Annotated in this window: 21 protein-coding genes; 7 read left to right on the forward strand and 14 right to left on the reverse strand. The window is 72.5% G+C overall.

Annotation, left to right across the window (positions count from 1 at the left end):
• Positions 1-55: 55 nt before the first annotated feature.
• Genes tal through pgl form a run of 4 tightly spaced genes read left to right on the forward strand, consistent with a single transcriptional unit; the run spans position 56 to position 4746 of the window.
• The gene (tal, locus tag AB0637_RS16760; RefSeq protein WP_366173642.1) at positions 56-1195 is read left to right on the forward strand and encodes a transaldolase; all 1140 of its coding nucleotides are present in this window, start codon (positions 56-58) and stop codon (positions 1193-1195) included.
• On the forward strand, positions 1192-2733 hold the full coding sequence (zwf, locus tag AB0637_RS16765) for a glucose-6-phosphate dehydrogenase (protein ID WP_366173643.1): 1542 nt from the start codon (positions 1192-1194) through the stop codon (positions 2731-2733). Before tal ends, zwf begins: the two co-directional genes overlap by 4 nt.
• A gap of 22 nt (positions 2734-2755) precedes the next feature.
• The gene (locus AB0637_RS16770; protein ID WP_366173644.1) at positions 2756-4000 is read left to right on the forward strand and encodes a glucose-6-phosphate dehydrogenase assembly protein OpcA; all 1245 of its coding nucleotides are present in this window, start codon (positions 2756-2758) and stop codon (positions 3998-4000) included.
• Positions 3997-4746 carry a 6-phosphogluconolactonase gene (pgl, locus tag AB0637_RS16775; RefSeq protein ID WP_366173645.1) on the forward strand — a complete coding sequence of 250 codons (750 nt, stop codon included), beginning with the start codon at positions 3997-3999 and terminating at the stop codon, positions 4744-4746. Before AB0637_RS16770 ends, pgl begins: the two co-directional genes overlap by 4 nt.
• A gap of 72 nt (positions 4747-4818) precedes the next feature.
• On the opposite strand, the gene AB0637_RS16780 is transcribed toward pgl, so the two are convergent.
• From AB0637_RS16780 to uvrC, 9 genes are all read right to left on the reverse strand, one after another.
• On the reverse strand, positions 4819-5169 hold the full coding sequence (locus AB0637_RS16780; protein ID WP_366173646.1) for an RNA polymerase-binding protein RbpA: 351 nt from the start codon (positions 5167-5169) through the stop codon (positions 4819-4821).
• Positions 5170-5182: 13 nt separating this feature from the next.
• On the reverse strand, positions 5183-5434 hold the full coding sequence (gene secG, locus AB0637_RS16785) for a preprotein translocase subunit SecG (RefSeq protein ID WP_106206194.1): 252 nt from the start codon (positions 5432-5434) through the stop codon (positions 5183-5185).
• A gap of 30 nt (positions 5435-5464) precedes the next feature.
• A complete protein-coding gene (gene tpiA, locus AB0637_RS16790) occupies positions 5465-6250 on the reverse strand; it encodes a triose-phosphate isomerase (protein WP_366173648.1) in 786 nt (261 codons plus the stop codon).
• Between the two features lie 50 nt (positions 6251-6300).
• The gene (locus AB0637_RS16795) at positions 6301-7539 is read right to left on the reverse strand and encodes a phosphoglycerate kinase (RefSeq protein ID WP_366173649.1); all 1239 of its coding nucleotides are present in this window, start codon (positions 7537-7539) and stop codon (positions 6301-6303) included.
• A gap of 110 nt (positions 7540-7649) precedes the next feature.
• Complete coding sequence (gap, locus tag AB0637_RS16800) at positions 7650-8654, reverse strand: type I glyceraldehyde-3-phosphate dehydrogenase (protein WP_366173651.1); 1005 nt, start codon at positions 8652-8654, stop codon at positions 7650-7652.
• Positions 8655-8854: 200 nt separating this feature from the next.
• Positions 8855-9835, reverse strand: a complete 981-nt coding sequence (gene whiA, locus AB0637_RS16805; RefSeq protein ID WP_366173652.1) for a DNA-binding protein WhiA — start codon at positions 9833-9835, stop codon at positions 8855-8857.
• 85 nt (positions 9836-9920) lie between these two features.
• Positions 9921-10904 carry a uridine diphosphate-N-acetylglucosamine-binding protein YvcK gene (yvcK, locus tag AB0637_RS16810; RefSeq protein WP_366173707.1) on the reverse strand — a complete coding sequence of 328 codons (984 nt, stop codon included), beginning with the start codon at positions 10902-10904 and terminating at the stop codon, positions 9921-9923.
• Positions 10905-10969: 65 nt separating this feature from the next.
• The gene (gene rapZ, locus AB0637_RS16815) at positions 10970-11875 is read right to left on the reverse strand and encodes an RNase adapter RapZ (protein WP_366173653.1); all 906 of its coding nucleotides are present in this window, start codon (positions 11873-11875) and stop codon (positions 10970-10972) included.
• A gap of 104 nt (positions 11876-11979) precedes the next feature.
• Positions 11980-14010, reverse strand: coding sequence for an excinuclease ABC subunit UvrC (uvrC, locus tag AB0637_RS16820; RefSeq protein ID WP_366173654.1), 2031 nt, complete (start codon positions 14008-14010; stop codon positions 11980-11982).
• 182 nt (positions 14011-14192) lie between these two features.
• Here uvrC and AB0637_RS16825 point away from each other — a divergent pair, with 182 nt between their 5' ends.
• Positions 14193-15413: a UDP-N-acetylglucosamine 2-epimerase gene (locus AB0637_RS16825; RefSeq protein WP_366173655.1), complete on the forward strand. Its 1221-nt coding sequence runs from the start codon at positions 14193-14195 to the stop codon at positions 15411-15413.
• A gap of 22 nt (positions 15414-15435) precedes the next feature.
• On the opposite strand, the gene uvrA is transcribed toward AB0637_RS16825, so the two are convergent.
• On the reverse strand, positions 15436-18330 hold the full coding sequence (gene uvrA, locus AB0637_RS16830; RefSeq protein ID WP_366173709.1) for an excinuclease ABC subunit UvrA: 2895 nt from the start codon (positions 18328-18330) through the stop codon (positions 15436-15438).
• A 447-nt stretch (positions 18331-18777) separates the two neighbouring features.
• Here uvrA and AB0637_RS16835 point away from each other — a divergent pair, with 447 nt between their 5' ends.
• The gene (locus AB0637_RS16835; protein WP_366173710.1) at positions 18778-19254 is read left to right on the forward strand and encodes a MarR family transcriptional regulator; all 477 of its coding nucleotides are present in this window, start codon (positions 18778-18780) and stop codon (positions 19252-19254) included.
• A 32-nt stretch (positions 19255-19286) separates the two neighbouring features.
• Positions 19287-19715 (forward strand): DNA polymerase ligase N-terminal domain-containing protein, encoded by a 429-nt coding sequence (locus AB0637_RS16840; protein ID WP_366173656.1) that lies wholly within the window; start codon positions 19287-19289, stop codon positions 19713-19715.
• 9 nt (positions 19716-19724) lie between these two features.
• On the opposite strand, the gene uvrB is transcribed toward AB0637_RS16840, so the two are convergent.
• The 4 genes from uvrB to mmsA all read right to left on the reverse strand — a co-directional run bounded on the left by uvrB (position 19725) and on the right by mmsA (position 25681).
• The gene (uvrB, locus tag AB0637_RS16845; RefSeq protein ID WP_366173657.1) at positions 19725-21866 is read right to left on the reverse strand and encodes an excinuclease ABC subunit UvrB; all 2142 of its coding nucleotides are present in this window, start codon (positions 21864-21866) and stop codon (positions 19725-19727) included.
• A gap of 9 nt (positions 21867-21875) precedes the next feature.
• Entirely contained in the window at positions 21876-22769 is an 894-nt protein-coding gene (gene coaE, locus AB0637_RS16850; RefSeq protein WP_366173658.1) for a dephospho-CoA kinase, read from the reverse strand.
• Between the two features lie 75 nt (positions 22770-22844).
• Entirely contained in the window at positions 22845-24071 is a 1227-nt protein-coding gene (gene mmsB, locus AB0637_RS16855; RefSeq protein WP_366173659.1) for a multiple monosaccharide ABC transporter permease, read from the reverse strand.
• The gene (mmsA, locus tag AB0637_RS16860) at positions 24068-25681 is read right to left on the reverse strand and encodes a multiple monosaccharide ABC transporter ATP-binding protein (protein ID WP_366173660.1); all 1614 of its coding nucleotides are present in this window, start codon (positions 25679-25681) and stop codon (positions 24068-24070) included. The genes mmsB and mmsA overlap by 4 nt, the downstream gene beginning before the upstream one ends.
• Between the last annotated feature and the right edge of the window lie 17 nt (positions 25682-25698).

Below are 25698 nucleotides of genomic sequence, written 5' to 3' on the forward strand. Positions count from 1 at the left end.
GCGGGCGCCGTCCCGGCGCCCACCACCCCGTGGACGAAGGAACGGAGCACTACCCGTGAGCAATCCCACCAGCACCAGCAGCAACCTCTCGGCCCTGCGCGAGCACGGCGTCTCGGTCTGGCTCGACGACCTGTCGCGCGAGCTGACCGACGGCGGTGAACTCCAGCGCCTCGTCGACCTCGGCGTGCTCGGCGTGACGTCGAACCCGACGATCTTCGCGACCGCGCTGTCCAAGGGCGACCGCTACACCGAGCAGGTCTCCGAGCTCGTCGCCGGCGGCGCCGACACCGAGAAGGCCGTCTTCGAGATCACCACCGAGGACGTCCGCCGCGCCTGCGACGTGCTCAAGCCGGTCTTCGACCGCACCGACGGCCTCGACGGCCGCGTCTCCCTCGAGGTCGACCCGCGCCAGGCGCGCGACACCGCCGCCACCGAGGTGTCCGCACGCGCGCTGTGGAAAGCCGTCGGCCGCGAGAACCTCTACATCAAGATCCCCGCGACGGTCGAGGGTCTGGGCGCCATCACCACCGCGCTGTCCGAGGGCATCAGCGTCAACGTCACGCTGATCTTCTCCCTCGACCGCTACCGCGCCGTCATGCAGGCCTTCCTGACCGGTCTCGAGCAGGCCAAGGTCAACGGCCACGACCTCTCCACGATCGAGTCCGTCGCCTCCTTCTTCGTCTCCCGCGTCGACACCGAGATCGACCGCCGGCTCGAGGAGATCGGGACCGACGAGGCGAAGGCGCTGCGCTCCAAGGCGGGTCTGGCCAACGCGCGCCTGGCCTACCAGGCCTACGAGGAGGTCTTCTCGACCCCGCGCTGGCAGGTGCTCAAGGAGGCCGGTGCCCGTCCGCAGCGTCCGCTCTGGGCCTCCACCGGGGTCAAGAACCCCGACCTGCCCGACACGCTCTACGTCACCGGCCTCGTCGCGCCGAACACGGTCAACACCATGCCGGGCAAGACGCTGGACGCCACGGTCGACCACGCCGAGGTCACCGGTGACACCGTCCGCGGTTCCTACGGCGAGTCCCAGCAGGTCCTCGACGACCTCGAGCGCCTCGGCGTCTCGTACACCGACGTCGTGGAGTTCCTCGAGACCGACGGCCTCGACAAGTTCGAGAAGAGCTGGACCGAGCTGCTGCAGACCGTCACGGACGAGCTGGAGCGCGTGAAGACGCAGGCAGACGCCCAGTGAGTCCCGCGCGGGTGACGCCGGCGGAGAACCCGCTGCGTGATCCGCGGGACCGCAGGCTCCCGCGGATCGCCGGTCCGTGCGGCATGGTGATGTTCGGCGTGACCGGGGACCTGGCGCGCAAGAAGCTCATGCCGGCGATCTACGACCTGTCGAACCGTGGGCTGCTGCCCCCGGGGTTCGCCCTCACCGGGTTCGCCCGGCGCGACTGGGTGGACCAGGACTTCGGCAAGATCGTGTACGACTCGGTGCGCCAGCACGCCCGGACCCCGTTCCGGGAGTCCGTGTGGGCCCAGCTCGCCGAGGGTTTCCGCTTCGTGCCCGGGGAGTTCGACGACGACGAGGCGTTCGACCAGCTCGCCTCGACCGTCGCCGACCTCGACCGGGTGCGGGGCACCGGCGGGAACCACGCGTTCTACATGTCGATCCCCCCGCGCTTCTTCCCCGTCGTCGCCAAGCAGTTGGCGCGCAGCGGGTTGAGCGCCCAGCACGGTGACCAGTGGCGCCGCGTCGTCATCGAGAAGCCGTTCGGGCACGACCTGAAGTCGGCGCGCGAGCTGAACGCCGTCGTCGAGGACGTCTTCCCGCCGGACTCGGTGTTCCGCATCGACCACTATCTCGGCAAGGAGACGGTCCAGAACATCCTGGCGCTGCGCTTCGCGAACCAGATGTTCGAGCCGCTGTGGAACGCCAACCACGTGGACCACGTGCAGATCACCATGGCCGAGGACATCGGCATCGGCGGTCGCGCGGGGTACTACGACGGGATCGGCGCGGCACGCGACGTCATCCAGAACCACCTCCTGCAGCTGCTGGCCCTCACGGCCATGGAGGAGCCGGTGTCCTTCGAGGCCGCCGACCTGCGCGCCGAGAAGGCCAAGGTCCTCTCGGCCGTGCGGCCGCTGAAGGACCTGGGCCGTTCCACCGCACGCGGCCAGTACGCGTCGGGCTGGCAGGGGTCGGAGTTCGTCAAGGGCTACCTCGACGAGGACGGCATCGACCCGAACTCCCGGACCGAGACGTTCGCCGCCATCGAGCTGGAGATCGACACCCGCCGCTGGGCGGGCGTGCCGTTCTACCTGCGGGCCGGCAAGCGCCTGGGCCGGCGGGTGACGGAGATCGCCGTCGTCTTCAAGCGGGCCCCGCACCTGCCCTTCGAGCGCACCGCGACCGAGGAGCTCGGGCAGAACGCGCTCGTCGTGCGCGTGCAGCCGGACGAGGGCATCACCATGCGGTTCGGGTCGAAGGTCCCGGGCACCGCCATGGAGGTGCGCGACGTCACGATGGACTTCGGGTACGGCCACGCCTTCACCGAGTCCAGCCCCGAGGCGTACGAGCGGCTCATCCTCGACGTCCTGCTCGGCGACCCGCCGCTGTTCCCCCGGCACGAGGAGGTCGAGCTGTCGTGGAAGATCCTCGACCCGATCACCTCGTACTGGGCCAAGAACGGCCAGCCGGAGCCGTACCCGTCGGGCACGTGGGGGCCGTCGTCGGCGGACGCCATGCTCGAGCGGACCGGCCGGCAGTGGCGACGACCGTGACGCGCACCAGAGAGGTCTCGCGATGATCATCGACCTGCCCAGCACGTCGACGAGCGCCATCAACAAGGCGCTCATCGACCTGCGCGACTCCGGCGGGGCCGTGGCCCTGGGCCGGGTCCTCACGCTCGTCGTCATCACCGACGACGCGCACGCCGAGGACGCCATCTCGGCGGCCAACGAGGCGAGCCGCGAGCACCCGTGCCGGGTGCTCGTCCTGGCCCGCGGCATCAAGCGCGGCGCGGCACGCCTCGACGCGCAGATCCGTGTCGGCGGTGACGCCGGCGCCAGCGAGGTCATCGTGCTGCGCGCCTACGGCCCGCTCGTCGAGCACGGGGAGACGACCATCGTCTCCCTGCTGCTGCCCGACGCGCCGATCGTGGCCTACTGGCCCGGCCCGGCCCCGGACGACCTGCGCACCGACCCGATCGGTCGCATCGCGCAGCGCCGGATCACCGACTCCGCGGAGTCGCGCGACCCGGCCAAGGCCCTCGAGGCCCGCCGCGCGACGTACCGGGAGGGCGACACCGACCTCGCCTGGACGCGCCTGACGAACTGGCGCGCCCTGCTCGCGGCCGCGCTCGACCAGCCGCCCTACGAGCCGGTCACGTCGATCACGGTCGCGGGGGCACCGGACAGCCCGAGCACCGAGCTGCTCGCAGCCTGGCTCGCGGCCAAGCTCAAGGCTCCCGTGGTGCGCGCCCGCACGCGCCGCGGCACCGGCGTCCAGAGCGTCCGCCTCGAGCGCCCCTCCGGCGCCGTCGAGCTCATCCGGCCCGACGCCACGGTCGCGACGCTGACCCAGCCGGGCCAGCCCGACCGCCGGCTCTCCCTGGCCCGCCGCCAGGTCAAGGACTGCCTGACGGAGGAACTGCGACGCCTGGACCCCGACGAGGTCTACGGCGAGGTGCTGCGCGAGGGGCTGCCCCAGGTCGGCAAGAAGGTCATGTCGGCCCGGGACGCCGAGCACGCGGGCAAGCTGTCGGGCAGCCGGGGCGCGGCCGCACGGCAGGCGGCCGCCGAGGCCGCGTCCGCGGTCGTGTCGGAGCAGATGAAGGGCACCCCGCCCGAGCGGGAACGGTCCGACGGCAGCTCCCCCGTCGCCGGCGAGGCCCCGGAGGACGCAGCTCCAGCACGTCCGGCCCGCAAGCGCGCGCCCGCGAAGAAGGCGACCGCGACCAAGGCCGCTGCGACGAAGACTGCTGCGACGAAGGCCACCGCCAAGAAGACGGCTCCCGCACGGGCGCCGCGCAAGGCGGTGCAGCGGTGACCCGCGAGGGTGCTCTCGTCCTGCGCCACCCCACACCCGACGCGCTCGCCGCGGCGACGGCGGACCGGCTCCTGGCCGCGCTCGTCGACGCCCAGGCCGCGCGGGGGGTCGCCCACCTGTCCCTGACGGGAGGCACGATCGGCGGCAAGACCCTCGCCGCCGTCGCCGCCGCCCCGGGGCGGGACACCGTGGACTGGCACCGCGTGCACTTCTGGTGGTCCGACGAGCGGTTCCTGCCGACGGGTGACCCGGAGCGGAACGCGACGCAGGCCCAGGACGCGCTGCTCGGCGCCTTGGACCTCGACGTGTCGACCGTCCACTACCCGCCGGCCACGGACGGCCCCGACGGGGACGACCTCGACGCCGCCGCGGCGCGGTACGCCGCCGAGCTGCTGCAGCACGGTGACGGTGCGGAGGTCCCGGCCTTCGACGTGCTGCTGCTGGGGATGGGGCCGGACGGCCACGTCGCCTCGCTCTTCCCGCACCACCCCGGCCTCGCGCGCGACGACTCCAGCGTCGTCGGGGTGCGGGAGTCGCCGAAGCCCCCGCCGCTGCGGGTGTCCTTCACGTTCGGCGCCATCGCCCGGGCGCGGCAGGTGTGGCTCGTCGCCGCGGGGGCGGAGAAGGCCGCCGCGGTCGCGCGCGGTGTCGCCGCGGGCGACGTGTCCGAGACGCCCGCGGCCGGCGTGTTCGGCACCGAGCGGACCCTGTGGCTCGTGGACGAGGCGGCCGCGGCCGACCTCTGACCCGGCCCCTCGCACGACGAAGGCCCCCGCACCTCACGGTGCGGGGGCCTTCCTCGTGCGTCGCTGTGCAGGTCAGCGGATGAGACCGCGGGCCCGCAGCGAGTCGAGCGCCTCGTTGAGGATCGCCTCGCCGTCGGCGTCGGAGCGACGCTCCTTCACGTACGCGAGGTGCGTCTTGTAGGGCTCGTTCTTCGGCGGGGCCGGCGGGTTGCTCCGGTCCGTGCCGGCGGGGAAGCCGCAGCGCGGGCAGTCCCACGTCTCGGGCGGTTCGACCCCGGACTCCTCGGCGAAGCTGGGCTTCGTCTCGTGTCCGTTCGCGCACCAGTAGGAGATGCGGATGCGGGGAGCGGTGTCGCCGCGTTCCGCCTCGCCCATGGGACCGGCGCCGACCCTGCTGCCCCGGATGGCGTTGCCACCTGCCACGTCGGTCGTCTCCTCAGAACTCGTTGGTGAAGCGCTCGACCAGGCCGAGCAGCACGACGGTCGCGAACCAGACGCACCCGATCGTGATCGTGAAGCGGTTGAGGTTCCGTTCGGCCATGCTGGAGCCGGACAGGCTCGTGGTGACGCCGCCGCCGAACATGTCCGACAGGCCACCCCCCTTGCCCTTGTGCAACAGGATGAGCAGGGTCAGGAAGAGGCTGGAGATCGCGAGGATCACCTGCAGCACGATGCGGAGGACGCTCACGCCGTCAGCCTAGGCCATCACGGGCCGTCCTCAGGCCGGATGATCGCGGAAGCGCACGATCGCGGCGAAGTCGCCGGCGTCCGTGCTGGCCCCGCCGACGAGCGCACCGTCGACGTCGGGCTGCTTCATGATCGAGGCGATGTTGGCGGGCTTCACGCTGCCGCCGTAGAGGATCCGCGTCGCGTCGGCCGTCGCCTGGTCGAACTGCCCGGCGACGGCGGAGCGCAGCGCCGAGCAGACCTCCTGGGCGTCCTCGGGCGTGGCGACCTCACCGGTGCCGATGGCCCAGACCGGTTCGTAGGCCAGCACGAGGCCCGCGACCTGCTCGGCCGTGAGGCCGGTGAGGGCCTTCGTGACCTGCCCGACGGTGTGCTCGACGTGCTGCGCGGCCTTGCGGACCTCCAGCGGTTCGCCCACGCAGACGATGGGGACCAGACCGCCGGCCAGGGCCTTGGCGGTCTTGGCGCGCACGACCTCGTCGGTCTCCCCGTGGTACTGACGGCGCTCGGAGTGCCCGACGGCGACGTAGACGACCCCGAGCTTGGCCAGCTGGGCCGCCGACACCTCGCCGGTGTAGGCGCCGGAGTCGTGCTCGGAGACGTCCTGCGCCCCCAACCGGACGGAGAGCTTGTCGCCCTCGATGAGCGTCTGCACGGTGCGCAGGCTCGTGTGCGAGGGCAGGACGGCGACCTCGACGGCCGAGTAGTCGTGCTTGGCGTCCTTGAGGGTCCAGTCCAGCTTCTGCACGAGCAGGGTGCCCTGCTGGTGGTCCAGGACCATCTTCCAGTTGCCGGCGATGAGCGGGGTGCGGGGCATCGGTGCGCCTTCCTGCGGGTCGTCGAGGTCGGTGGGGTGTCGGAGGGGGGTCAGTCGAGGACGTCGAGGCCGGGCAGCCGCTTGCCCTCGAGGTACTCCAGGCTCGCGCCACCACCGGTGGAGATGTGCCCGAACTGCTCGTCGGCGAAGCCGAGGGTGCGCACGGCCGCGGCGGAGTCGCCGCCGCCGACGACGCTGAACGCCCCGGAGGCGACCTTCGCGTCGACGAGGGCCTGCGCGACGGCGCGGGTCCCGCCCGCGTAGGGCTCCATCTCGAAGACGCCCATGGGCCCGTTCCAGAAGACGGTGCGGGCGTCGGCCAGGGCGGCGGCGAAGGCCGTGGCGGAGTCGGGGCCGATGTCCAGGCCGAGGCGGTCGGCCGGGATGGCGTCGACGGAGACGACCTGCGGGTCGGCGTCGGCCGCGAAGGCCGTGGCGGCGACGACGTCGGTGGGCAGGACGAGCTCGACGCCCTTGTCCTGCGCGGACTGGACGTAGCCGCGGACGCGGTCCAGCTGGTCGGCCTCGAGCAGGCTCTTGCCGACCTCGCGGCCCGTGGCGGCGAGGAAGGTGAAGACCATGCCGCCGCCGACGAGCAGGCGGTCGCCCGACGTCAGCAGCGAGCCCAGGAGGTTGTCGATGACGCCGAGCTTGTCGGAGACCTTCGACCCGCCGAGGACCACCGCGTAGGGACGCTCCGGGTCGGTCGTGAGCCGGCGCAGGACCTCGACCTCGGTGGCCACGAGACCGCCCGCGGCGTGCGGCAGCCGCCGGGCGACGTCGTAGACGCTGGCGTGCTTGCGGTGCACGGCACCGAAGCCGTCCGAGACGTAGGCGTCGGCGAGGGCCGCGAGCTCGTCGGCGAAGGCCCCGCGCTCCCCCTCGTCCTTGCTCGTCTCCCCCGCGTTGAAGCGGATGTTCTCCAGCAGCAGCAGCTGGCCGTCGTGCAGGGCCTGCACGGCCGCGGTGGCCTCCGGGCCGACGGTGACGGGGCAGAAGCCGACGTCGACACCGTCCAGCAGCTCGGCGAGGCGGGCGTGCACGGGGGCCAGGGAGTACTTGGCCTCCGGCGCGCCCTTCGGCCGGCCGAGGTGCGCCGTCACGACGACGCGGGCCCCGGCGTCCAGGAGGCGGCGCAGCGTCGGCACCGAGGCGCGGATGCGGCCGTCGTCGGTGATGACGGGCTGCTCACCGGCGTGGTCCAGCGGGACGTTGAGGTCGCTGCGGACGAGGACACGCTTGCCGGCGAGGCCGCCGAGCTGGGCCTCGAGGTCGTCGATGGTCTTCACGGACGTTCCCTTCTGCTGCTGTCCCGGCTGGCGCTGTCCGGGATCCGGACGGACGACGGCCCGGGCACTCGGCGTGCGCGCGAGTGTCCGGGCCGGAGTGTGTCAGAGGCTCAGAGGGAGGAACCCACGAGCGTGACGAGGTCCACGAGGCGGTTGGAGTAACCCCACTCGTTGTCGTACCAGCCGACGACCTTGACCTGGTTGCCGTTGACCTTCGTCAGGCCGGAGTCGTAGATGCACGACGCCGGGTCGGTGACGATGTCGGAGGAGACCAGCGGCTCGTCCGAGTACACGAGGTAGCCCTTGAGCGGGCCCTCGGCCGCCGCCTTGTACGCCGCGTCGACCTCCTCGGCGGTGACCTCGCGGCCCAGCGTGACCGTCAGGTCGGTCGCCGAGCCGGTCGGGACCGGCACGCGGAGCGCGTACCCGTCGAGCTTGCCCTTGAGCTGCGGCAGGACCAGGCCGATGGCCTTGGCGGCCCCCGTCGAGGTCGGGACGATGTTGAGGGCGGCGGCGCGGGCGCGACGCAGGTCCTTGTGCGGGCCGTCCTGCAGGTTCTGGTCCGCGGTGTAGGCGTGCACCGTGGTCATGAGCCCGCGCTCGATGCCGAAGGCGTCGTCGAGGACCTTGGCCAGCGGGGCCAGGCAGTTGGTGGTGCACGACGCGTTCGAGATGAGCGAGTGCTTCGAGGCGTCGTAGTCGGAGTCGTTGACACCCATGACGACGGTGACGTCGTTGTTGGTGGCGGGCGCGGAGATGACGACCTTCTTCGCGCCGGCGGCGAGGTGGGCCTTGGCCTTCTCACCGTCGGTGAAGAAGCCGGTCGACTCCACGACGACGTCCACGCCCAGGTCGCCCCAGCCGAGGTTCGCGGGGTCGCGGTCGGCGAGGACCTTGACGGTCCTCGACCCCACGACGATGGTGTCGCCCTCGACGCGCACGTCCTCGGCCAGCTTGCCGAGGATCGAGTCGTGCTTCAGCAGGTGCGCCAGCGCCTTGGCGTCGGTGAGGTCGTTGACCGCCACGATCTCGACGTCCGCGTCCTGCGCGAGTGCGGCGCGGAAGAAGTTGCGGCCGATGCGGCCGAATCCGTTGATGCCGACCCGAGTGGTCATGCGCTCTCCATCCTTGACGCACCCATCGACCGGGCGGGCCGGGTGCGTCTCGTGCGTCCGGTACGTGATCAGTACTGGTGCGGTCTCCCCCGCAGAGGACCGGGGAACACCCGCCGCGGGCCCCGCGGCGTCGGCACGACCCTATGGCCTGCGTCACGTCGCGCGGGACCCGGGGTCCGTCCGGGCGCGGCGAGCGGGGTCTAGGCGTCGAGCATGTCCGCGGTCAGACCCGATTCGGTGCCCGGCACCCCCAGCTCGATGGCCTTCTTGTCGGCCATCCCCAGCAGCCGGCGGATGCGGCCCGCGATGGCGTCCTTGGTCATGGGCGGGTCGGCGAGCTGGCCCAGCTCCTCCAGGCTCGCCTGCTTGTGCTCCAGCCGCAGCCGGCCCGCCTGCAGCAGGTGGTCGGGGATGTCGTCGCCCAGCAGCTCCAGGGCCCGCTCGACGCGGGCACCGGCCGCGACGGCCGCCCGCGCGGACCGGCGCAGGTTGGCGTCGTCGAAGTTGGCGAGGCGGTTGGCGGTGGCGCGCACCTCGCGGCGCATGCGCCGCTCCTCCCACGTCATCATCGCGTCGTGCGCACCGAGGCGCGTGAGCAGCGCCGAGATGGCGTCCCCGTCGCGCAGCACGACGCGGTCCACCCCCCGGACCTCCCGGGCCTTGGCGGACAGCTCCAGCCGGCGGGCGGCCCCGACGAGCGCGAGCGCCGCCTCGGGTCCGGGGCACGTGACCTCGAGGGCGGCCGAGCGGCCGGGTTCGGTGAGGGACCCCCGCGCCAGGAACGCCCCGCGCCAGGCGGCCTCGGCGATCTGGGTGGAGCTGGAGACGATGTGCGAGGGCAGCCCGCGCACGGGCCGGCCGCGGCTGTCGAGCAGGCCCGTCTGGCGGGCCAGGGACTCCCCGTCGCGGGCCACGCGCAGGACGTACCGCGTCGCCCGGCGCAGCCCGCCGGCCTGCACGACGAGCAGGTCGCTGGGGTGGCCGAAGACGTCGGCGATGTCCCGGCGCAGCCGCCGGGCGATGGAGGCGGAGTCCAGCTCGGCCTCGATGACGATCCGCCCGGACACGATGTGCAGGCCGCCGGCGAAGCGCAGCATCACCGACACCTCGGCCTTGCGGGCCGCCGTCGTCGTCACCGGCAACCGGCTCAGCTCGTCCTTGACCGCCGCCGTCATCGCCATGGTGCGTCCTCCCCAGGGACCCTCGTCCGCTGTGCGTGTGCTCGTCCGTCTGCTCGCGCTGCCCCGCGCGCTGCCCCCCGCCTGGTCACGGTCCCGCCGCGAAGACGTCACGGTAGGCCGCCGCGAGCCGCAGCGCGTCGTGGCGGGGGGTTCCGTCCCCCACGGACACCGTGCGCAGCAACAGGTCGGCCCCCATCGCCTCGGCCACCGAGCGCAGGGCGCCGACGTCGGTCACGGCGACGGGGTCGGCCAGGACGGCGTCCACCCGCAGGTCCGGCGCGTGCGCGGCCAGGACCTCCAGGTGGGCCTCGGCGCTGAACCCGTCGGTCTCCCCCGGCTGGACCGCGAGGTTGAGCGTGACGCAGGTGCGCGCCGCAGTGGTCGTCAGGGCCTGCGCGAGCCCGGGGACCATGAGGTGGGGCAGGACGCTGGTGAACCAGGAACCGGGTCCCAGGACGACCCAGTCCGCCGTCGTGATGGCCTCCACGACCTCGGGCCGCACGGGCGGGTCCGGCGGCAGCAGCCGCACGTTGGCGACGCGACCGGTGGTGGAGGCGACGGCGACCTGACCGCGGACCTCGGTGAGGACGTCGGGCGCGCCGGGGACGAGCCCCAGCACGTCGGCGACGATGTCGAGCGGGACCGCGGCCATGGGCAGGACCCGGCCGCGCGCGCCCAGCAGGCGCCCGACCCAGTCCAGGCCGGCGACCTCGTCGCCGAGCAGCTCCCACAGCGTCGCGATGAGCAGGTTGCCGGTGGCGTGCTGGTGCAGCGAGCCCTCGCTCGTGAACCGGTGCTGCAGCACGTCGCGCCACGTGCGGCCCCACTCGGAGTCGTCGCAGAGGGCGGACAGGGCCATCCGCAGGTCCCCCGGCGGCAGCCCGCCGAGCTCGCGGCGCAGCCGTCCCGAGGAGCCGCCGTCGTCGGCGACCGTGACGACCGCGGTGAGCCGGTCGGTGAGGTGGCGCAGGGCCGACAGGGACGCGGACAGCCCGTGCCCCCCGCCGAGCGCGACGACGGCCGGGGCGGCGGACGGAGCGGCGACGGGCGCGGCACCGACGGTCGGGATGAGGCCGGTGGGGAAGCTCAGCGCCGAGGGGTGGGCGGCGGGGTGGGTCGGCTCGGGCAGCGGGCTCACTCCCGACCCAGGTCGCGGTGCAGGACGCGCACGGGGATCCCGTCGCGGCGCAGGCGCGCCCCGAGCTCCTCGGCCATCGCCACCGACCGGTGCTTGCCGCCCGTGCAGCCGATCGCGACCGTCGCGTAGCGCTTGTTCTCGCGCCGGTACCCCTCGAAGACGGGTGAGAGCGCGGACTCGTAGCGGTCCAGGAACGGCGTGGCGCCCTCGGCCGCGAGGACGAAGCGGGACACCGGCGCGTCCTGACCGGTGAGGGGGCGCAGCTCGGGCTCCCAGTGCGGGTTGGGGATGAACCGGACGTCGGCGACGTGCTCGGCGTCGGCGGGGGTGCCGTACTTGAAGCCGAAGCTCATGACGGTCACCCGCAGGTCGTCGACGCGGTCGGCCTCGAAGAGGGACGCGACGAGCGAGCCGAGCTGGTGGACGTTGAAGGAGCTGGAGTCGACGACGACGTCGGCCTGGGCCCGCAGCTCGCCGGTGAGGGCGCGTTCGCGCGCGATGCCGTCCACGATGCGGTCGTCGCCCTGCAGCGGGTGCGGGCGGCGGACCGACTCGAAGCGCCGGACGAGGACCTCGTCCGTCGCGTCGAGGAACAGCACCCGCGGGGAGACGTGGCGGGTGTCGAGCGCGGCGAGGGCGCCGGTCAGCTCGGCGAAGAAGCTGCGGCCGCGGACGTCGACCACGACGGCCAGGCGCGGGATGGCCTGCCCGGCGCGGGCCGCGAGCTCGGCCAACGGTTCGAGCATCTGCGGCGGGAGGTTGTCGACGACGTACCAGCCGAGGTCCTCGAGGGCCTTGCCCGTCGTGGACCGCCCGGCCCCCGACATCCCGGTGATGATGAGCAGTTCGGGCCGCCGCGGGCGCTCCGGCTCCGCACCCGTGACCTCCGCCGTCTCCTGCACGCGCTCATCCTGTCATCCCGGGCGTGTCGACCGCGACGAGGTCGGAACTCGCCGCGGTCGGCCGATCACCAGCCGTGGCCGCCGTGCTGCGGCCCGCCCCGTGGTCAGTCGAGGAGCTCCCCCGTCGCGGTGTTGACGGCGGGTTCGGCCGAGCTCGGAGCGCCCGCGAGCGCCTCGACGACGGCCCGGGCGGTCTTGGTCCCCATGCCGGGCACGGCGGCGACCTCCTCCTCGCTGGCGGCGCGCAGCTTCTTGACGGAGCCGAAGTGCCGCAGCAGCGCCGTCTTGCGGGCCTGCCCGAGGCCGGGCACACCGTCGAGGGCCGACGTCGTCATGGCCTTGGACCGCTTGGAGCGGTGGTAGGTGATGGCGAAGCGGTGGGCCTCGTCGCGCACGCGCTGCAGGAGGAACAGGCCCTGGCTGGTCCGGGGCAGGACGACCGGGTGCTCCTCCCCCGGCAGCCAGACCTCCTCGAGCCGCTTGGCGAGCCCGCAGAGGGCCACGTCGACGACACCGACGTCGGCCAGGGCCCGGGCGGCGGCCTCGACCTGGGGCCGGCCGCCGTCGACGACGACGAGGTTGGGGGCGTAGGCGAACCGGCGGGGGCGACCCGTGTCGGGATCGATGCCGGCGAGGACCTCGCCGCCGACGGGGCGGGACGTCTCGACCTCCACGCCGTCGTCGGTCTCGGTGATCGACCCGTCCGGGGAGCTCTGCCCCGACCCGCCGTCCTGCTCCGAACGCATCCGCCGGAACCGCCGGGACAGGACCTCGCGCATGGCGCGGGTGTCGTCGACGCCGCCCTCCTCGCCGCGCACGGCGAAGCGCCGGTAGTCGGCCTTCTTGGGCAGGCCGTCCTCGAAGACGACCATCGAAGCGACGACGTTCGTCTCCTGGGTGTGGGAGACGTCGTAGCACTCGATGCGCAGGGGCGCCTCCTCCAGCCCGAGGGCCTCCTGCAGCTCCTGCAGGGCGAGGCTGCGGGTCGTCAGGTCCCCGCCGCGGCGGGTCTTGTGCAGGGCGAGGGCCTGGGTCGCGTTGCGGTGCACCGTCTCCATCAGCGCGCGCTTGTCCCCGCGCTGGGGGACGCGCAGGTCGACGCGCGACCCGCGCAGCTCGCTGAGCCAGTCCTCCACGTCCGCCTCGACGGTCGCGGGGAGCTCGGGGACGAGCACCTCGCGCGGGACGCCGTCGCCGGACTCCCCGCCGTAGACCTGCAGGAGGAGCTGCTCGACGAGTTCGGGGGTGCCGACGTCCTCGACCTTCTCGGAGATCCAGCCGCGCTGGCCGCGGACGCGGCCGCCGCGGACGTGGAACACCTGCACGGCGGCCTCGAGCTCGTCGTCGGCGATGGCGAAGACGTCCGCGTCGGTGGCGTCGGGCAGGACGACGGCGGACTTCTCGAGGGCCTTGGTCAGCGCCCCGAGGTCGTCGCGCAGCCGGGCCGCGCGCTCGTAGTCCAGCTCGGCCGCGGCGGCCTTCATCTCCCGCTCGGCGCGGCGGACGAACTTGGCGGTGTTGCCGGCCATGAAGTCGCAGAAGTCCTGCGCGAGGTCGTGGTGGTCCTGCGCGGAGATCTTCCCGACGCACGGCGCGGAGCACTTGTCGATGTAGCCGAGCAGGCAGGGGCGGCCGACCTGCCCGGCCCGCTTGTAGACGCCGGCCGAGCAGGTGCGCACGGGGAAGACGCGCAGCAGGAGGTCGACGGTCTCGCGGATCGCCCAGGCGTGGGTGTACGGGCCGAAGTAGCGGGTGCCCTTGCGCTTGGAGCCGCGCATGACCTGCACCCGCGGGACCTCCTCGCCCATCGTGACGGCGAGGTACGGGTAGGACTTGTCGTCGCGGTACTTGACGTTGAACCGGGGGTCGAACTCCTTGATCCAGGAGTACTCCAGCTGCAGGGCCTCGACCTCGGTGGCCACGACGGTCCACTCGACGCTGGCGGCGGTGGTGACCATGGCCATGGTGCGCGGGTGCAGCGCGGAGAGGTCCTGGAAGTAGTTCGACAGGCGCGCCCGCAGGCTCTTGGCCTTGCCGACGTAGATCACCCGGCCGTGCGGGTCGCGGAAGCGGTACACCCCGGGTTCGACCGGGATCTCCCCCGGTTTCGGGCGGTAGGTGGCGGGGTCGGGCACGGCACCGAGAGTAGGTCGCGGGTCCGACACGGGCCCGTCGCCCCCGGCCCGCGACGCTGCGCCGACGCTTCGTCACGGTCCGCCAGAGCGTGTGCGGGGGGCGGGTGAACCCGGCCCCCGGACGGCCCACGGCCGGCCGCGTCACCCCGGCGCCGCGCCGCCCGCTGTCCTAGCGTCCGCGCGTGGTCTCCCCGACGCTCACCCCCTCCGCGCCGGCCCCGGGGAACGTCCCGCGCGTGCTGCGCCGCCCCCTCGGCTTCCCCGTCGGCGAGGGTGCGCCCGGACCCGTGGCGGTCGTCGTGGGCGACCGTCTCGACGTGGTGCGGACGGCGGAGGTGGTGCACCGGCTCGGCGCGGCGGGGCTGCTCGTGCGCACGGGCGCGGCAGCTCAGGACCCGGCCGACGGCATCCGCCCCGGCACCGACGGCGCGACCGTCGACGTGCCCGTCCACGCCGCGAGCCGCGCACCGGGGACCGGTGCCCCCGAGAGCGGTACCCCGGGGACCTCCCGGGGCCAGGAGCTCGGCGCCCTCGTCGGCGCGCTCGACGAGACGTTCGCGCGGCACCGGCCCTCGGCGGTGCTCGTGCACGGCGGCGGCACGGCGGCCCTCGCGGCGGCGCTGGCCGCCAACGCCGCCGGGCTGCACCTCGTGCACCTCGGCGCGGGCCTGCGCGCCCACGACCGCCGGTCCCCGGAGGAGCACCACCGGCGGGTCGTGGACGGCCTGGCGGACCTGTGCTGCGCCCCCACGGCGACCGCCGTGGCCGCGCTGCGCGCGGAGGGGGTCGCCGACGAGCGGATCCTGCTGACCGGCGACCCCGTCGTGGAGGCGCTGCACCGTCTCCTGCCCGACGACGCCACCCAGGACGCCGTCGCCGAAGGCCTCGGCCTGCCCGCCCGGTACGTCCTGCTGGCGGTGGACCGTCCCGAGCACACGGGGCAGCCGGCGCTGCTGACGCAGCTGCTCGGGGAGGTGGCCGCGCTCCTCGAGGCCGGGGTGGCGGTGGTCGTCCCGGCCGTCCCCGCGACGGCGGCGCGGTGGCGCGAGCTCGGCGGTGGGGCCCTCCTCGACCGGTGCACCGTGCTGCCCCCGCTGGACGCCGTCCAGGCCGCCGTCGTGCAGCACCGGGCTGCCGTCCTCGTCTCGGACGCGGACGGGGCGGCGGAGGAGGCCTCCGTCCTCAAGCGGCCCCTGCTGCTCGTGCGCCGGTCGACCGAACGCCCCGAGGTGCTCGGCACCTTCGGCGCGCTCGTCCCCGGGGGGCTGCGCCTGGCCGGCGCCGTCCACCGTGCGCTGGCGGCCGACCCGGCCCGGCTGCGGGCCGTGCCGTGCCCCTACGGGGACGGCTCGGCCAGCCGGGTCGTGGTGGAGTCGGTCGTCAAGCTCGTCGCCCCGTTCTGACCCCCGGGTCAGCCGCCCCGGGTCAGCTCGCCCGGGCGCGGCGGCGGCGCGTGCCCGCCGACGCGGTCGTCGTCTTGAGGATCTCGGCGAGGAACTGGCCGGTGTAGCTGGCCGGATCGGCCGCCACCTCCTCCGGGGTCCCGGTGCAGACGACGGTGCCACCGCCGTTGCCGCCCTCGGGGCCCATGTCCACGAGCCAGTCGGCGGACTTGATGACGTCGAGGTTGTGCTCGATGACCAGGACGCTGTTGCCCTTGTCGACCAGGCCCTGCAGGACGCCGAGCAGCTTGCGGATGTCCTCGAAGTGCAGCCCCGTCGTCGGCTCGTCGAGGACGTAGACCGTGCGGCCGTTGGACCGGCGCTGCAGTTCCGACGCCAGCTTCACGCGCTGGGCCTCGCCGCCGGACAGGGTCGTGGCGGGCTGCCCGAGCCGGACGTAGCCGAGCCCGACCTCCGTGAGCGTCGTCATGAACCGCGAGATGGCCGGGACGGCGGCGAAGAAGTCGGCGGCCTCCTCGATGGGCATGTCGAGGACCTCGGCGATCGTCTTGCCCTTGAAGTGCACCTCGAGCGTCTCCCGGTTGTACCGGGCCCCGTGGCAGACCTCGCAGGGGACGTAGACGTCCGGCAGGAAGTTCATCTCGATCTTCAGCGTGCCGTCGCCCGCGCACGCCTCGCAGCGACCGCCCTTGATGTTGAAGGAGAAGCGGCCCGGCTGGTAGCCGCGCAGCTTCGACTCCGGGGCGGAGGCGAAGAGCTTGCGGATGTGGTCGAAGACGCCCGTGTACGTCGCCGGGTTGGACCGCGGGGTGCGGCCGATGGGGCTCTGGTCGACGTGCACGACCTTGTCGAGGTGCTCGAGGCCCTCGACCGACTTGTGCCGGCCCGGCACCCGGCGGGCACCGTTGAGCTTGTTCGCCAGCACCGTGTAGAGGATGTCGTTGACGAGCGTCGACTTCCCCGAGCCCGACACCCCCGTCACGGCGACGAGCTGCCCGAGCGGGAACTCGACGGTGACGTCCTTGAGGTTGTTCTGCCGGGCGCCGGTGACGACGAGCGTGCGACCGTCCGAGGGGCGGCGTTCGGTGGGGACCTCGATGGCCCGGGCCCCGGACAGGTACTGGCCCGTCAGCGACTTCGGGTTCGCCAGCAGGCCCTCGAGGTCGCCGGAGTGGACGACCTCGCCGCCGCGCTCCCCCGCCCCCGGGCCGAAGTCGACGATCCAGTCGGCGACCCGCACGGTGTCCTCGTCGTGCTCGACGACGATGAGCGTGTTCCCGAGGTCGCGCAGCCGCGTGAGGGTGTCGATGAGGCGCCGGTTGTCGCGCTGGTGCAGCCCGATGGAGGGTTCGTCCAAGACGTACAGCACCCCGACGAGCCCCGAACCGATCTGGGTCGCGAGCCGGATCCGCTGGGCCTCCCCGCCCGACAGCGTGCCCGAGGGCCGGGACAGCGACAGGTAGTCCAGGCCGACGTCGAGCAGGAAGCCCAGGCGCGCCTGGATCTCCTTCAGGACCTGCCCGGCGATCTTCTTGGCCCGCGGGGACAGCTGCATGGTGTCGAGGAAGCGGGAGCACTCGTCGATCGGCATCGCGCAGATGTCCGAGATCGAGTGCCCGGCGATCTTCACCGCGAGCGAGGTCGGCTTGAGGCGGGCGCCCTGGCAGACGGGGCACGGCGTCTCGCGCATGTACCCCTCGTAGCGCTCCTTCGAGGAGTCCGAGTCGGTCTCGGCGTGACGGCGCTTGACGAACTCCACGACGCCCTCGAAGCCCGTGGAGTACGAGCGCTCGCGGCCCCAGCGGTTCTTGTAGCGGACGTGGACCTGGTGGTCCTTGCCGTACAGCAGGGCGTCCTTGGCGCGCTTGGGCAGCGCGCGCCACGGCGTCGTCACCGAGAACGACAGGTCGTCGGCGAGCGCCGTGACGAGGCGTTCGAAGTAGTCGGCCGACCCGGCCGTCCAGGGCGCGATGGCGCCCTCCTGGAGCGAGAGGTCCTCGTTCGGCACGACGAGCTCGGGGTCCACCTCCATCTGCGTCCCGATGCCGGTGCACTCCGGGCACGCCCCGAACGGGGAGTTGAAGGAGAAGGACCGGGGTTCGACCTCGTCCAGCTCGAGCGGGTGCTCGTTCGGGCAGGCCATCTTCTCGGAGAAGCGGCGCTCCCCCTCCGGACCCTCGGCGTCGACGAGGTCGGCCACGAGCAGCCCGGAGGACAGCTGCAGGGCCGTCTCGACCGAGTCCGTGAGGCGCCGCTTGACGCCGTCCTTGACGACGAGGCGGTCCACGACGACCTCGATGGTGTGCTTGAGCCGCTTCTGCAGCGTCGGCGGGTTGTCGAGCGGGACGACCTCGCCGTCGACCCGGGCGCGGGCGAACCCCTTGGCCTGCAGCTCGCGGAAGAGCTCGGCGTACTCGCCCTTGCGTTCGCGCACGACGGGCGCCAGCACCTGGAAGCGCGTCCCGTCGGGCATCTCCAGCAGCTGGTCGACGATCTGCTGGGGCGTCTGCCGGCCCACCGCTTCACCGCAGACGGGGCAGTGCGGCGTCCCGGCCCGGGCGAAGAGGAGGCGGAGGTAGTCGTAAACCTCGGTGATGGTGCCGACCGTCGAGCGCGGGTTGCGCGAGGTCGACTTCTGGTCGATCGAGACGGCCGGCGACAGGCCCTCGATGAAGTCGACGTCCGGCTTGTCCATCTGGCCGAGGAACTGGCGCGCGTACGCCGACAGCGACTCGACGTAGCGGCGCTGCCCCTCGGCGAAGATCGTGTCGAAGGCCAGCGAGCTCTTGCCGGACCCGGACAGGCCCGTGAAGACGACGAGGCTGTCCCGGGGCAGGTCGACCGAGACGTTCTTGAGGTTGTGCTCGCGGGCACCGCGGACGACGAGACGGTCGCCCGCCGCCCGGGCGCTCGTCACCGACCGCGCCGCGGCGCTGGCGGCCGTCCTGCCCCGGCGGGTGCCACCGCCCTGGGCGGGCACGGGCTGCTCGGGGGTGCGCCCGGTCGAGGGGTTGGCGGTCTTCGAGGTGCTTGCAGTCTTCGAGGGGGTCCGGGATGCCACGGGGCAACCCTAGGCGTCACCTCCGACACGAGCCTCCGGGCGAGCTGCGGGGCCCCGGACCGGGACCGCCCGTGAGGACTGCACGGGGCGGCGTCCACCGTTCGGCGGACAGAGGTAGTTGAGCGTGGTGCTTACCCTCGGTACATGGCTCCACCCGCATCCGCCCTGCAGGACACGCACTCCGCTGCGCCCGACGCGACACCCGCCCGGATCGAGCTGGTCGGCTCGGACCCGTCGGGGGCCGGCGACGACACCGAGAGGGCCGAGGGGGCGCAGGCGCGCTGGCTCGACGACGACGAGCAGGTGACCTGGCGGACGTTCCTGTCGGCCACGCAACTGCTGCTCGACCGGTTCGACCGACAGCTCCAGCGGGACTCCGGGATCCTCCTGACGTACTACGAGATGCTCGTCCGCCTCTCCGAGGCGCCCGGGCGGTCGCTGCGCATGAGCGAGCTCGCCGAGTCCTCGCTCTCCTCGCGCAGCCGGGTGTCCCACGCCGTGGCCCGCATGGAGGAACGCGGCTGGATCCGCCGGGAGGCCTGCCCGACGGACGGGCGCGGGTACCTGGCCGTGCTCACCGACGAGGGCGTGGCCGCGCTCGCGGCGGCGGCCCCCGGGCACGTGGAGACGGTGCGGAGCACGCTCTTCGACCGCCTCAGCGTCGAGCAGCAGCAGCAGCTGCGGGAGATCAGCACCGTGCTGCTGACCCACTTGCAGGACACGGGCAGCGTCTCCCCCGTCCCGCCCGCCCCCGCGTCGCCCGCCCCCGGGCGGCCCTGACGGGTCCGAACGCGCCCCAGGGGGTGCCGGAGGTGGCGTCGTCGGGTGCCGGCTGGTCTGGAGGGGACGGCCGGCCCCCGTTCGTCCTGCACGACCACCGGCTCCCCCGCCCCCACCACGACCTGCGGCTGGCCGAGGACGGCGTCCTGCGGTCCTGGGCGCTGCCCAAGGGCCTGCCGACGACGACGTCCCGCAACCGGCTGGCCGTCGCCGTCCCGGACCACGACCTGGACCACCTGACCTACGAGGACGCCACCAAGACGGTGGCCGACACCGGCTGGTGGGAGCTGGAGGACCGGGACGAGCGGCGCACCGTCTTCGTCCTGCACGGACGCACGGGCCCCCACCGGTACGCCCTCGTCACGACCCGCGCGACGGGCAGGCGCGCCGGCGGACTGCTGCTGCACCTCACGGTGCAGCAGCCGACCCCCGACCAGCCCCCGCCTGGACCCCCGACCTAAGCACCCTGCCTAGGCCCCCTGCGCCGCCCGCATCCCGCGCAGCTCCTTCTTCAGGTCGCCCACCTCGTCACGCAGCCGCGCCGCCAGCTCGAACTGCAGCTCGGCCGCGGCGGAGTGCATCTGGTCGGTGAGCTCCTGGATGAGGTCCGCCAGGTCGGCCTGCGGCATCCCGGCCTTCGCCTCCGGCCCGACCTCCCGGCCGACGTTCTTGCCCTTCGCGCCCTTGCCGGGTGTGGGGGCCTTGCCGCGCGACTGCGACCGGCCGCTGCCCCCCTGTCCCCCGCCCTTGGCCGCAGCCAGCAGTTCGGCGGTGTCGGCGTCCTCGCGGGCGATGAGGTCGGTGATGTCGGCGATCTTCTTGCGCAGCGGCATGGGGTCGACACCGCGTTCGGTGTTGTAGGCGATCTGCTTCTCGCGACGCCGGTTCGTCTCCTCGATCGCCTCGGCCATCGAGGGGGTGATGCGGTCGGCGTACATGTGGACCTGGCCGGAGACGTTGCGGGCCGCGCGGCCGATCGTCTGGATGAGCGACTTCGCGGACCGGAGGAACCCCTCCTTGTCGGCGTCGAGGATCGCGACGAGGGAGACCTCGGGGAGGTCCAGGCCCTCGCGCAGCAGGTTGATGCCGACGAGGACGTCGTACTCGCCCTGGCGCAGCTCGCGCAGCAGTTCGACGCGGCGCAGGGTGTCGACCTCGGAGTGCAGGTACCGCACCCGGACCCCCTGCTCCAGGAAGTAGTCCGTGAGGTCCTCGGCCATCTTCTTCGTCAGCGTGGTGACGAGGATGCGCTCGTCCTTGGCCGTCCGCAGCGAGATCTCGTGCAGCAGGTCGTCGATCTGGCCCTTGGTCGGTTTGACGACGACCTCGGGGTCGATGAGGCCCGTCGGGCGGATGATCTGCTCGACGACGCCCTTGCCGCGGGACAGCTCGTAGTCACCCGGAGTGGCCGACAGGTAGACCGTCTGCCCGGTGCGCTCGAGGAACTCCTCCCAGCGCAGCGGACGGTTGTCCATGGCGCTCGGCAGCCGGAACCCGAAGTCGACGAGGGTCCGCTTGCGGGACATGTCGCCCTCGTACATCGCGCCGATCTGCGGGACGGTCACGTGCGACTCGTCGATGACGAGGAGGAAGTCCTCGGGGAAGTAGTCCAGCAGCGTGTTCGACGCCGACCCGGGCCCGCGTCCGTCGAGGTGGCGGGAGTAGTTCTCCACCCCCGAGCACGACCCGACCTGGCGGAGCATCTCGATGTCGTACGTCGTGCGCATCCGCAGCCGCTGCGCCTCCAGCAGCTTGCCCTGCTGCTCCAGCTCGGCCAGCCGCTCGGTCAGCTCGGCCTCGATGGTGCCGATGGCGCGTTCGAGGCGCTCGGGGCCGGCGACGTAGTGCGAGGCGGGGAAGACGTAGACGAGCTCCTCCTCGCGCAGCACCTCCCCCGTCAGCGGGTTGAGCGTGTAGAGCTTGTCGATCTCGTCGCCGAAGAACTCGATCCGCAGCGCGTGCTCCTCGTACTGCGGGATGATCTCGACGGTGTCACCGCGGACGCGGAAGGTGCCGCGGGTGAAGGCCAGGTCGTTGCGGGTGTACTGCTCCACGATGAACTTGCGCAGCAGTTCGTCGCGCTCGATGGTGTCGCCGACCTTCAGCGTCACCATGCGGTCGACGTACTCCTGCGGGGTCCCGAGACCGTAGATGCACGAGACCGTGGCGACCACGATGACGTCCCGGCGGGTCAGCAGCGAGTTCGTCGCGGAGTGCCGCAGCCGCTCGACCTCGTCGTTGACCGAGGAGTCCTTCTCGATGTACGTGTCCGACTGCGGCACGTACGCCTCGGGCTGGTAGTAGTCGTAGTACGAGACGAAGTACTCGACGGCGTTGTTGGGCAGCAGCTCGCGGAACTCGTTGGCCAGCTGCGCCGCGAGCGTCTTGTTGGGGGCCATGACGAGGGTGGGTCGCTGCACCTGCTCGATGAGCCAGGCCGTCGTCGCCGACTTCCCCGTGCCCGTCGCCCCGAGCAGCACGACGTCCTGCTCGCCCGCGTTCACCCGCCGCGCGAGCTCGGCGATGGCGGTGGGCTGGTCCCCCGAGGGGGTGTACTCGGAGACCACCTCGAAGGGGGCCACCCGGCGCTGGAGGTCTGTCGTCGGCCGCATGGGGGAAGACTAGGTCGGACCTAGGACACCAGCCGCCCCGAACATCCCCGGGGTCACGAGGGCCCGCACCGCGCACCCCGGGTCGGCGCTCGCCCACACCCCCTGACCTGCGCGGACGTACCCCACGGCCGCCAGCCCGTCCTCGCGGGACACGAAGACCCCCAGCGGCCAACGCTCCTCCGCGATCACCGCAGCGGGACCGCCCGCCCGTGCGAGGCGGTGCAGCACACGCTCCCGGTCGGCCGCCGTGGGCGACCCCGCCGGCACCGGGCCGGGCCGACCCGTGCGCAAGCCCTCCTCGAAGGGCACGAGCCGCGCGCGCCACAACCGCTCGACGCGCCCGGGCAGCGGGTCCGGGGCGCCCGCCTCCTGGCGAGGGTTCGGCAGCAGCACGTCGGCCGCGGCCCGGCGCTCCTCGTCCCCGGCCTGGGCGGCGATGCGCGCCCGCGCCTGCTCGACGTCCATCCCGCGGTCGGTGACGAGCCGGCGCTCCCGTTCGGCGGCGTCGGCGTCGACGACCACGACGAGCGGGTACGTCGGGGCGGCCCCGGTCTCCACGAGCAGGGGCACGTCCTCCACGACCACGGCGTCGTCGGGTGCGGCAGCGGCCAGCTCCGCCCGCCGGACCGCGACGAGGGGGTGGACGATCGCGTTCAGCGCGGCCCGGCGGTCGTCGTCGCCGAAGACCACCCGCCCCAGGGCCGGTCGGTCCAGCGACCCGTCGGGGGCGAGGACACCGGGGCCGAACTCCGCGGCGACGGCTTCCAGTCCCGGGGTCCCGGGCGCGACGACCTCCCGCGCGAGGACGTCCGCGTCGACGAGCACGGCCCCGAGACCCACCAGCAGCCGCGACACCGTCGACTTGCCCGCCCCGATCCCGCCGGTCAGCCCCACGCGCAGCACGCGGACGACCTTAGTGCCGGACGCACGCAGGGCCCGCCCGGTGAACCGGACGGGCCCTGCGGGTGGTGCAGTGCGTCAGCGGACGCCGCTGCGACGCTTGTTGAAGACGTCGAAGGCGACCGCGAGGAGCAGGACGAGGCCCTTGATGACCTGCTGGAGCGACTGGTCGACACCGAGCAGCTGCATCCCGTTGGAGATGACGCCGACGAGCAGACCACCGATCATCGCGCCCTGGATCTTGCCGACACCACCGGTGACGGCCGCACCACCAATGAAGGCGGCGGCGATGGCGTCGAGCTCGAAGCTCGTGCCGGCGCTGGGCTGGGCCCCGTTGGAGCGGGAGGAGAAGATGACCCCCGCGACGGCGGCGAGGAAGCCCATGTTGACGAAGATCCAGAAGTTCACCAGGCGGACGTTCACGCCGGAGAGCTGGGCCGCGGCGAGGTTGCCGCCGATCGCGTAGACCTGGCGCCCGAAGACGGAGGACTTCATGACCGTGGAGTAGGCCAGGATGAGCACGGCCAGGATGATGAGGACGATCGGCAGACCGCGGCTGTGGGCCAGCTGCCACGCGAAGGCCATGACGACCACGCCGACGCCGACGATCTTCAGGACGAACAGCGGCAGCGCGTCGACGACCTGCTGGTAGCGCACCTTGGCGACGCGGGTGCGGACCTGGGCCACGGCGAAGGCGACGACGGCCAGGGCCGCGACGAGCAGCGTGAACGCGTCGTACCCGTTGCCGCCCATGAGGCCGTTGCTGAACCCGGTCGCGACCTTCGTGTACTGCTCCGGGAACGGCGACAGCGAGACGTTGTTCAGGACGAAGAACGTCAGACCGCGGAACAGCAGCATGCCGGCGAGGGTCACGATGAACGCCGGGATGCCGACGACGGCGACCCAGAAGCCCTGCCACACACCGATCACGACGCCGACGCCGAGGGCGGCGAGGAGGCCGACCCACCACGGCTGGTTCGAACCGATGACGAGCTGCGCGGACACGGCCCCCGTCAGGGCGACGACGGACCCGACCGACAGGTCGATGTGGCCGGCCACGATGACGATGAGCATGCCGATGGCGAGCACCAGCACGTAGGAGTACTGCAGGACGATGTTCGTGATGTTGCCCGGGCTGAGGGACAGCCCGTCGGTGAAGATCGCGAAGAACACCACCACCACGACGAACGCGATGTAGATGCCGCTCTCGCGCAGGTTCTGGGTGATCGCGACGAAGGGGTTCGCGCTGCCGGTCTTCGGCGTCGGCACGGGTTTGCTGTCCTTGGTCAGCGTGCTGCCGCTCATGCGGTGCGCTCCTGCGGGGTGAGTTCGTCGGTCGGGTGGGGGTCGGGCGCGACGGTGACGCTGCCCGCCTTGGTCATGAGGACCATGAGGCTCTCCTGGCTCGCCTCGGCGATCGGCAACTGGCCGGTGATGCGCCCGGCCGACAGCGTGTAGATGCGGTCGCAGATCCCGAGCAGCTCGGGGAGTTCGGAGGAGATGACGATGACGGCCTTCCCGGCCGCCACCAGTCGGTTGATGATCGTGTAGATCTCGTACTTCGCACCGACGTCGATGCCGCGCGTCGGCTCGTCGAGGATGAGGACCTCGGGGTCGGAGAAGATCCACTTCGACAGGACGACCTTCTGCTGGTTCCCGCCGGACAGCTTCCCGGTCAGCGCGCTGACGGTCGGAGCCTTGATGTTCATGCTCCGCTTGCTGTCCTCGGCGACCTTGATCTCCTCGTTCGCGTCGACGAAACCGCCGGAGGCGAGCTTGTCGAGCGCGGCCGCGGAGACGTTGCGCTTGATGTCGTCGATGAGGTTCAGGCCGAACTTCTTGCGGTCCTCGGTCGCGTAGGCGAGACCGTTCTTGATGGCCTCGCGCACGGACCGGGCCTGGACCTGCTTGCCGTGCAGGTACAGCTTCCCGCCGAGGTAGCGGCCGTAGCTGCGGCCGAACACGCTCATGGCCAGTTCGGTGCGCCCGGCGCCCATGAGGCCGGCGATGCCGACGACCTCGCCCGCGCGGACGCTCAGCGACGCGCCGTCGACGACGAGGCGGTCCTGGGTCGCGTGACCCACGGTCCAGTCCTCGATGCGCAGGATCTCCTCGCCCGGGTTCGACTCGCGCTCGGGGTAGCGGCTGTCGAGGTCGCGACCGACCATGCCGCGGATGATGCGGTCCTCGGTGACGGCGTCGGCGCGCATGTCGAGGGTTTCGATGGTGCGACCGTCGCGGATGATGGTCACCGAGTCGGAGATGGCCTCGATCTCGTTGAGCTTGTGCGAGATCATGATGCTCGTCATGCCCTCGTCGCGCAGCTGGCGGAGCAGGTCGAGCAGGTGCGCCGAGTCGTTGTCGTTCAGCGCGGCCGTGGGCTCGTCGAGGATGAGGAGCTTGACGTCCTTGCTGAGCGCCTTGGCGATCTCGACGAGCTGCTGCTTGCCGACACCGAGGGTGCCGATGGGCGTGGTCGGGTTCTCCGCCAGCCCCACGCGCTGCAGGAGCTTGGAGGCCTCGCCGTTGGTGCGGTTCCAGTCGATGAGACCGCCGCGACCCTTGATCTCGTTGCCCAGGAAGAGGTTCTCGGCCACCGACAGGTACGGGACGAGCGCCAGCTCCTGGTGGATGATGGCGATCCCGGCCTTCTCGCTGTCCGTGATGCCGGAGAACGTCGAGAGCTTGCCGTCGAAGTGGATCTCGCCCTCGTAGGTCCCGTGCGGGTACACCCCGGACAGGACCTTCATGAGGGTCGACTTCCCGGCGCCGTTCTCCCCGCAGATCGCGTGGACCTCACCACGACGGACCGACAGGGAGACCTCGGACAGGGCCTTGACCCCCGGGAACGTCTTGGTGATGGAGCGCATCTCGAGGATGTTCTCGGAGCGCGTGGTACGGGTGTTCTCGGTCATCGGTGAACCGTCGTCCC

The sequence above is a fragment of the Kineococcus sp. NPDC059986 genome (assembly GCF_040702905.1).
Classification (GTDB): domain Bacteria; phylum Actinomycetota; class Actinomycetes; order Actinomycetales; family Kineococcaceae; genus Kineococcus.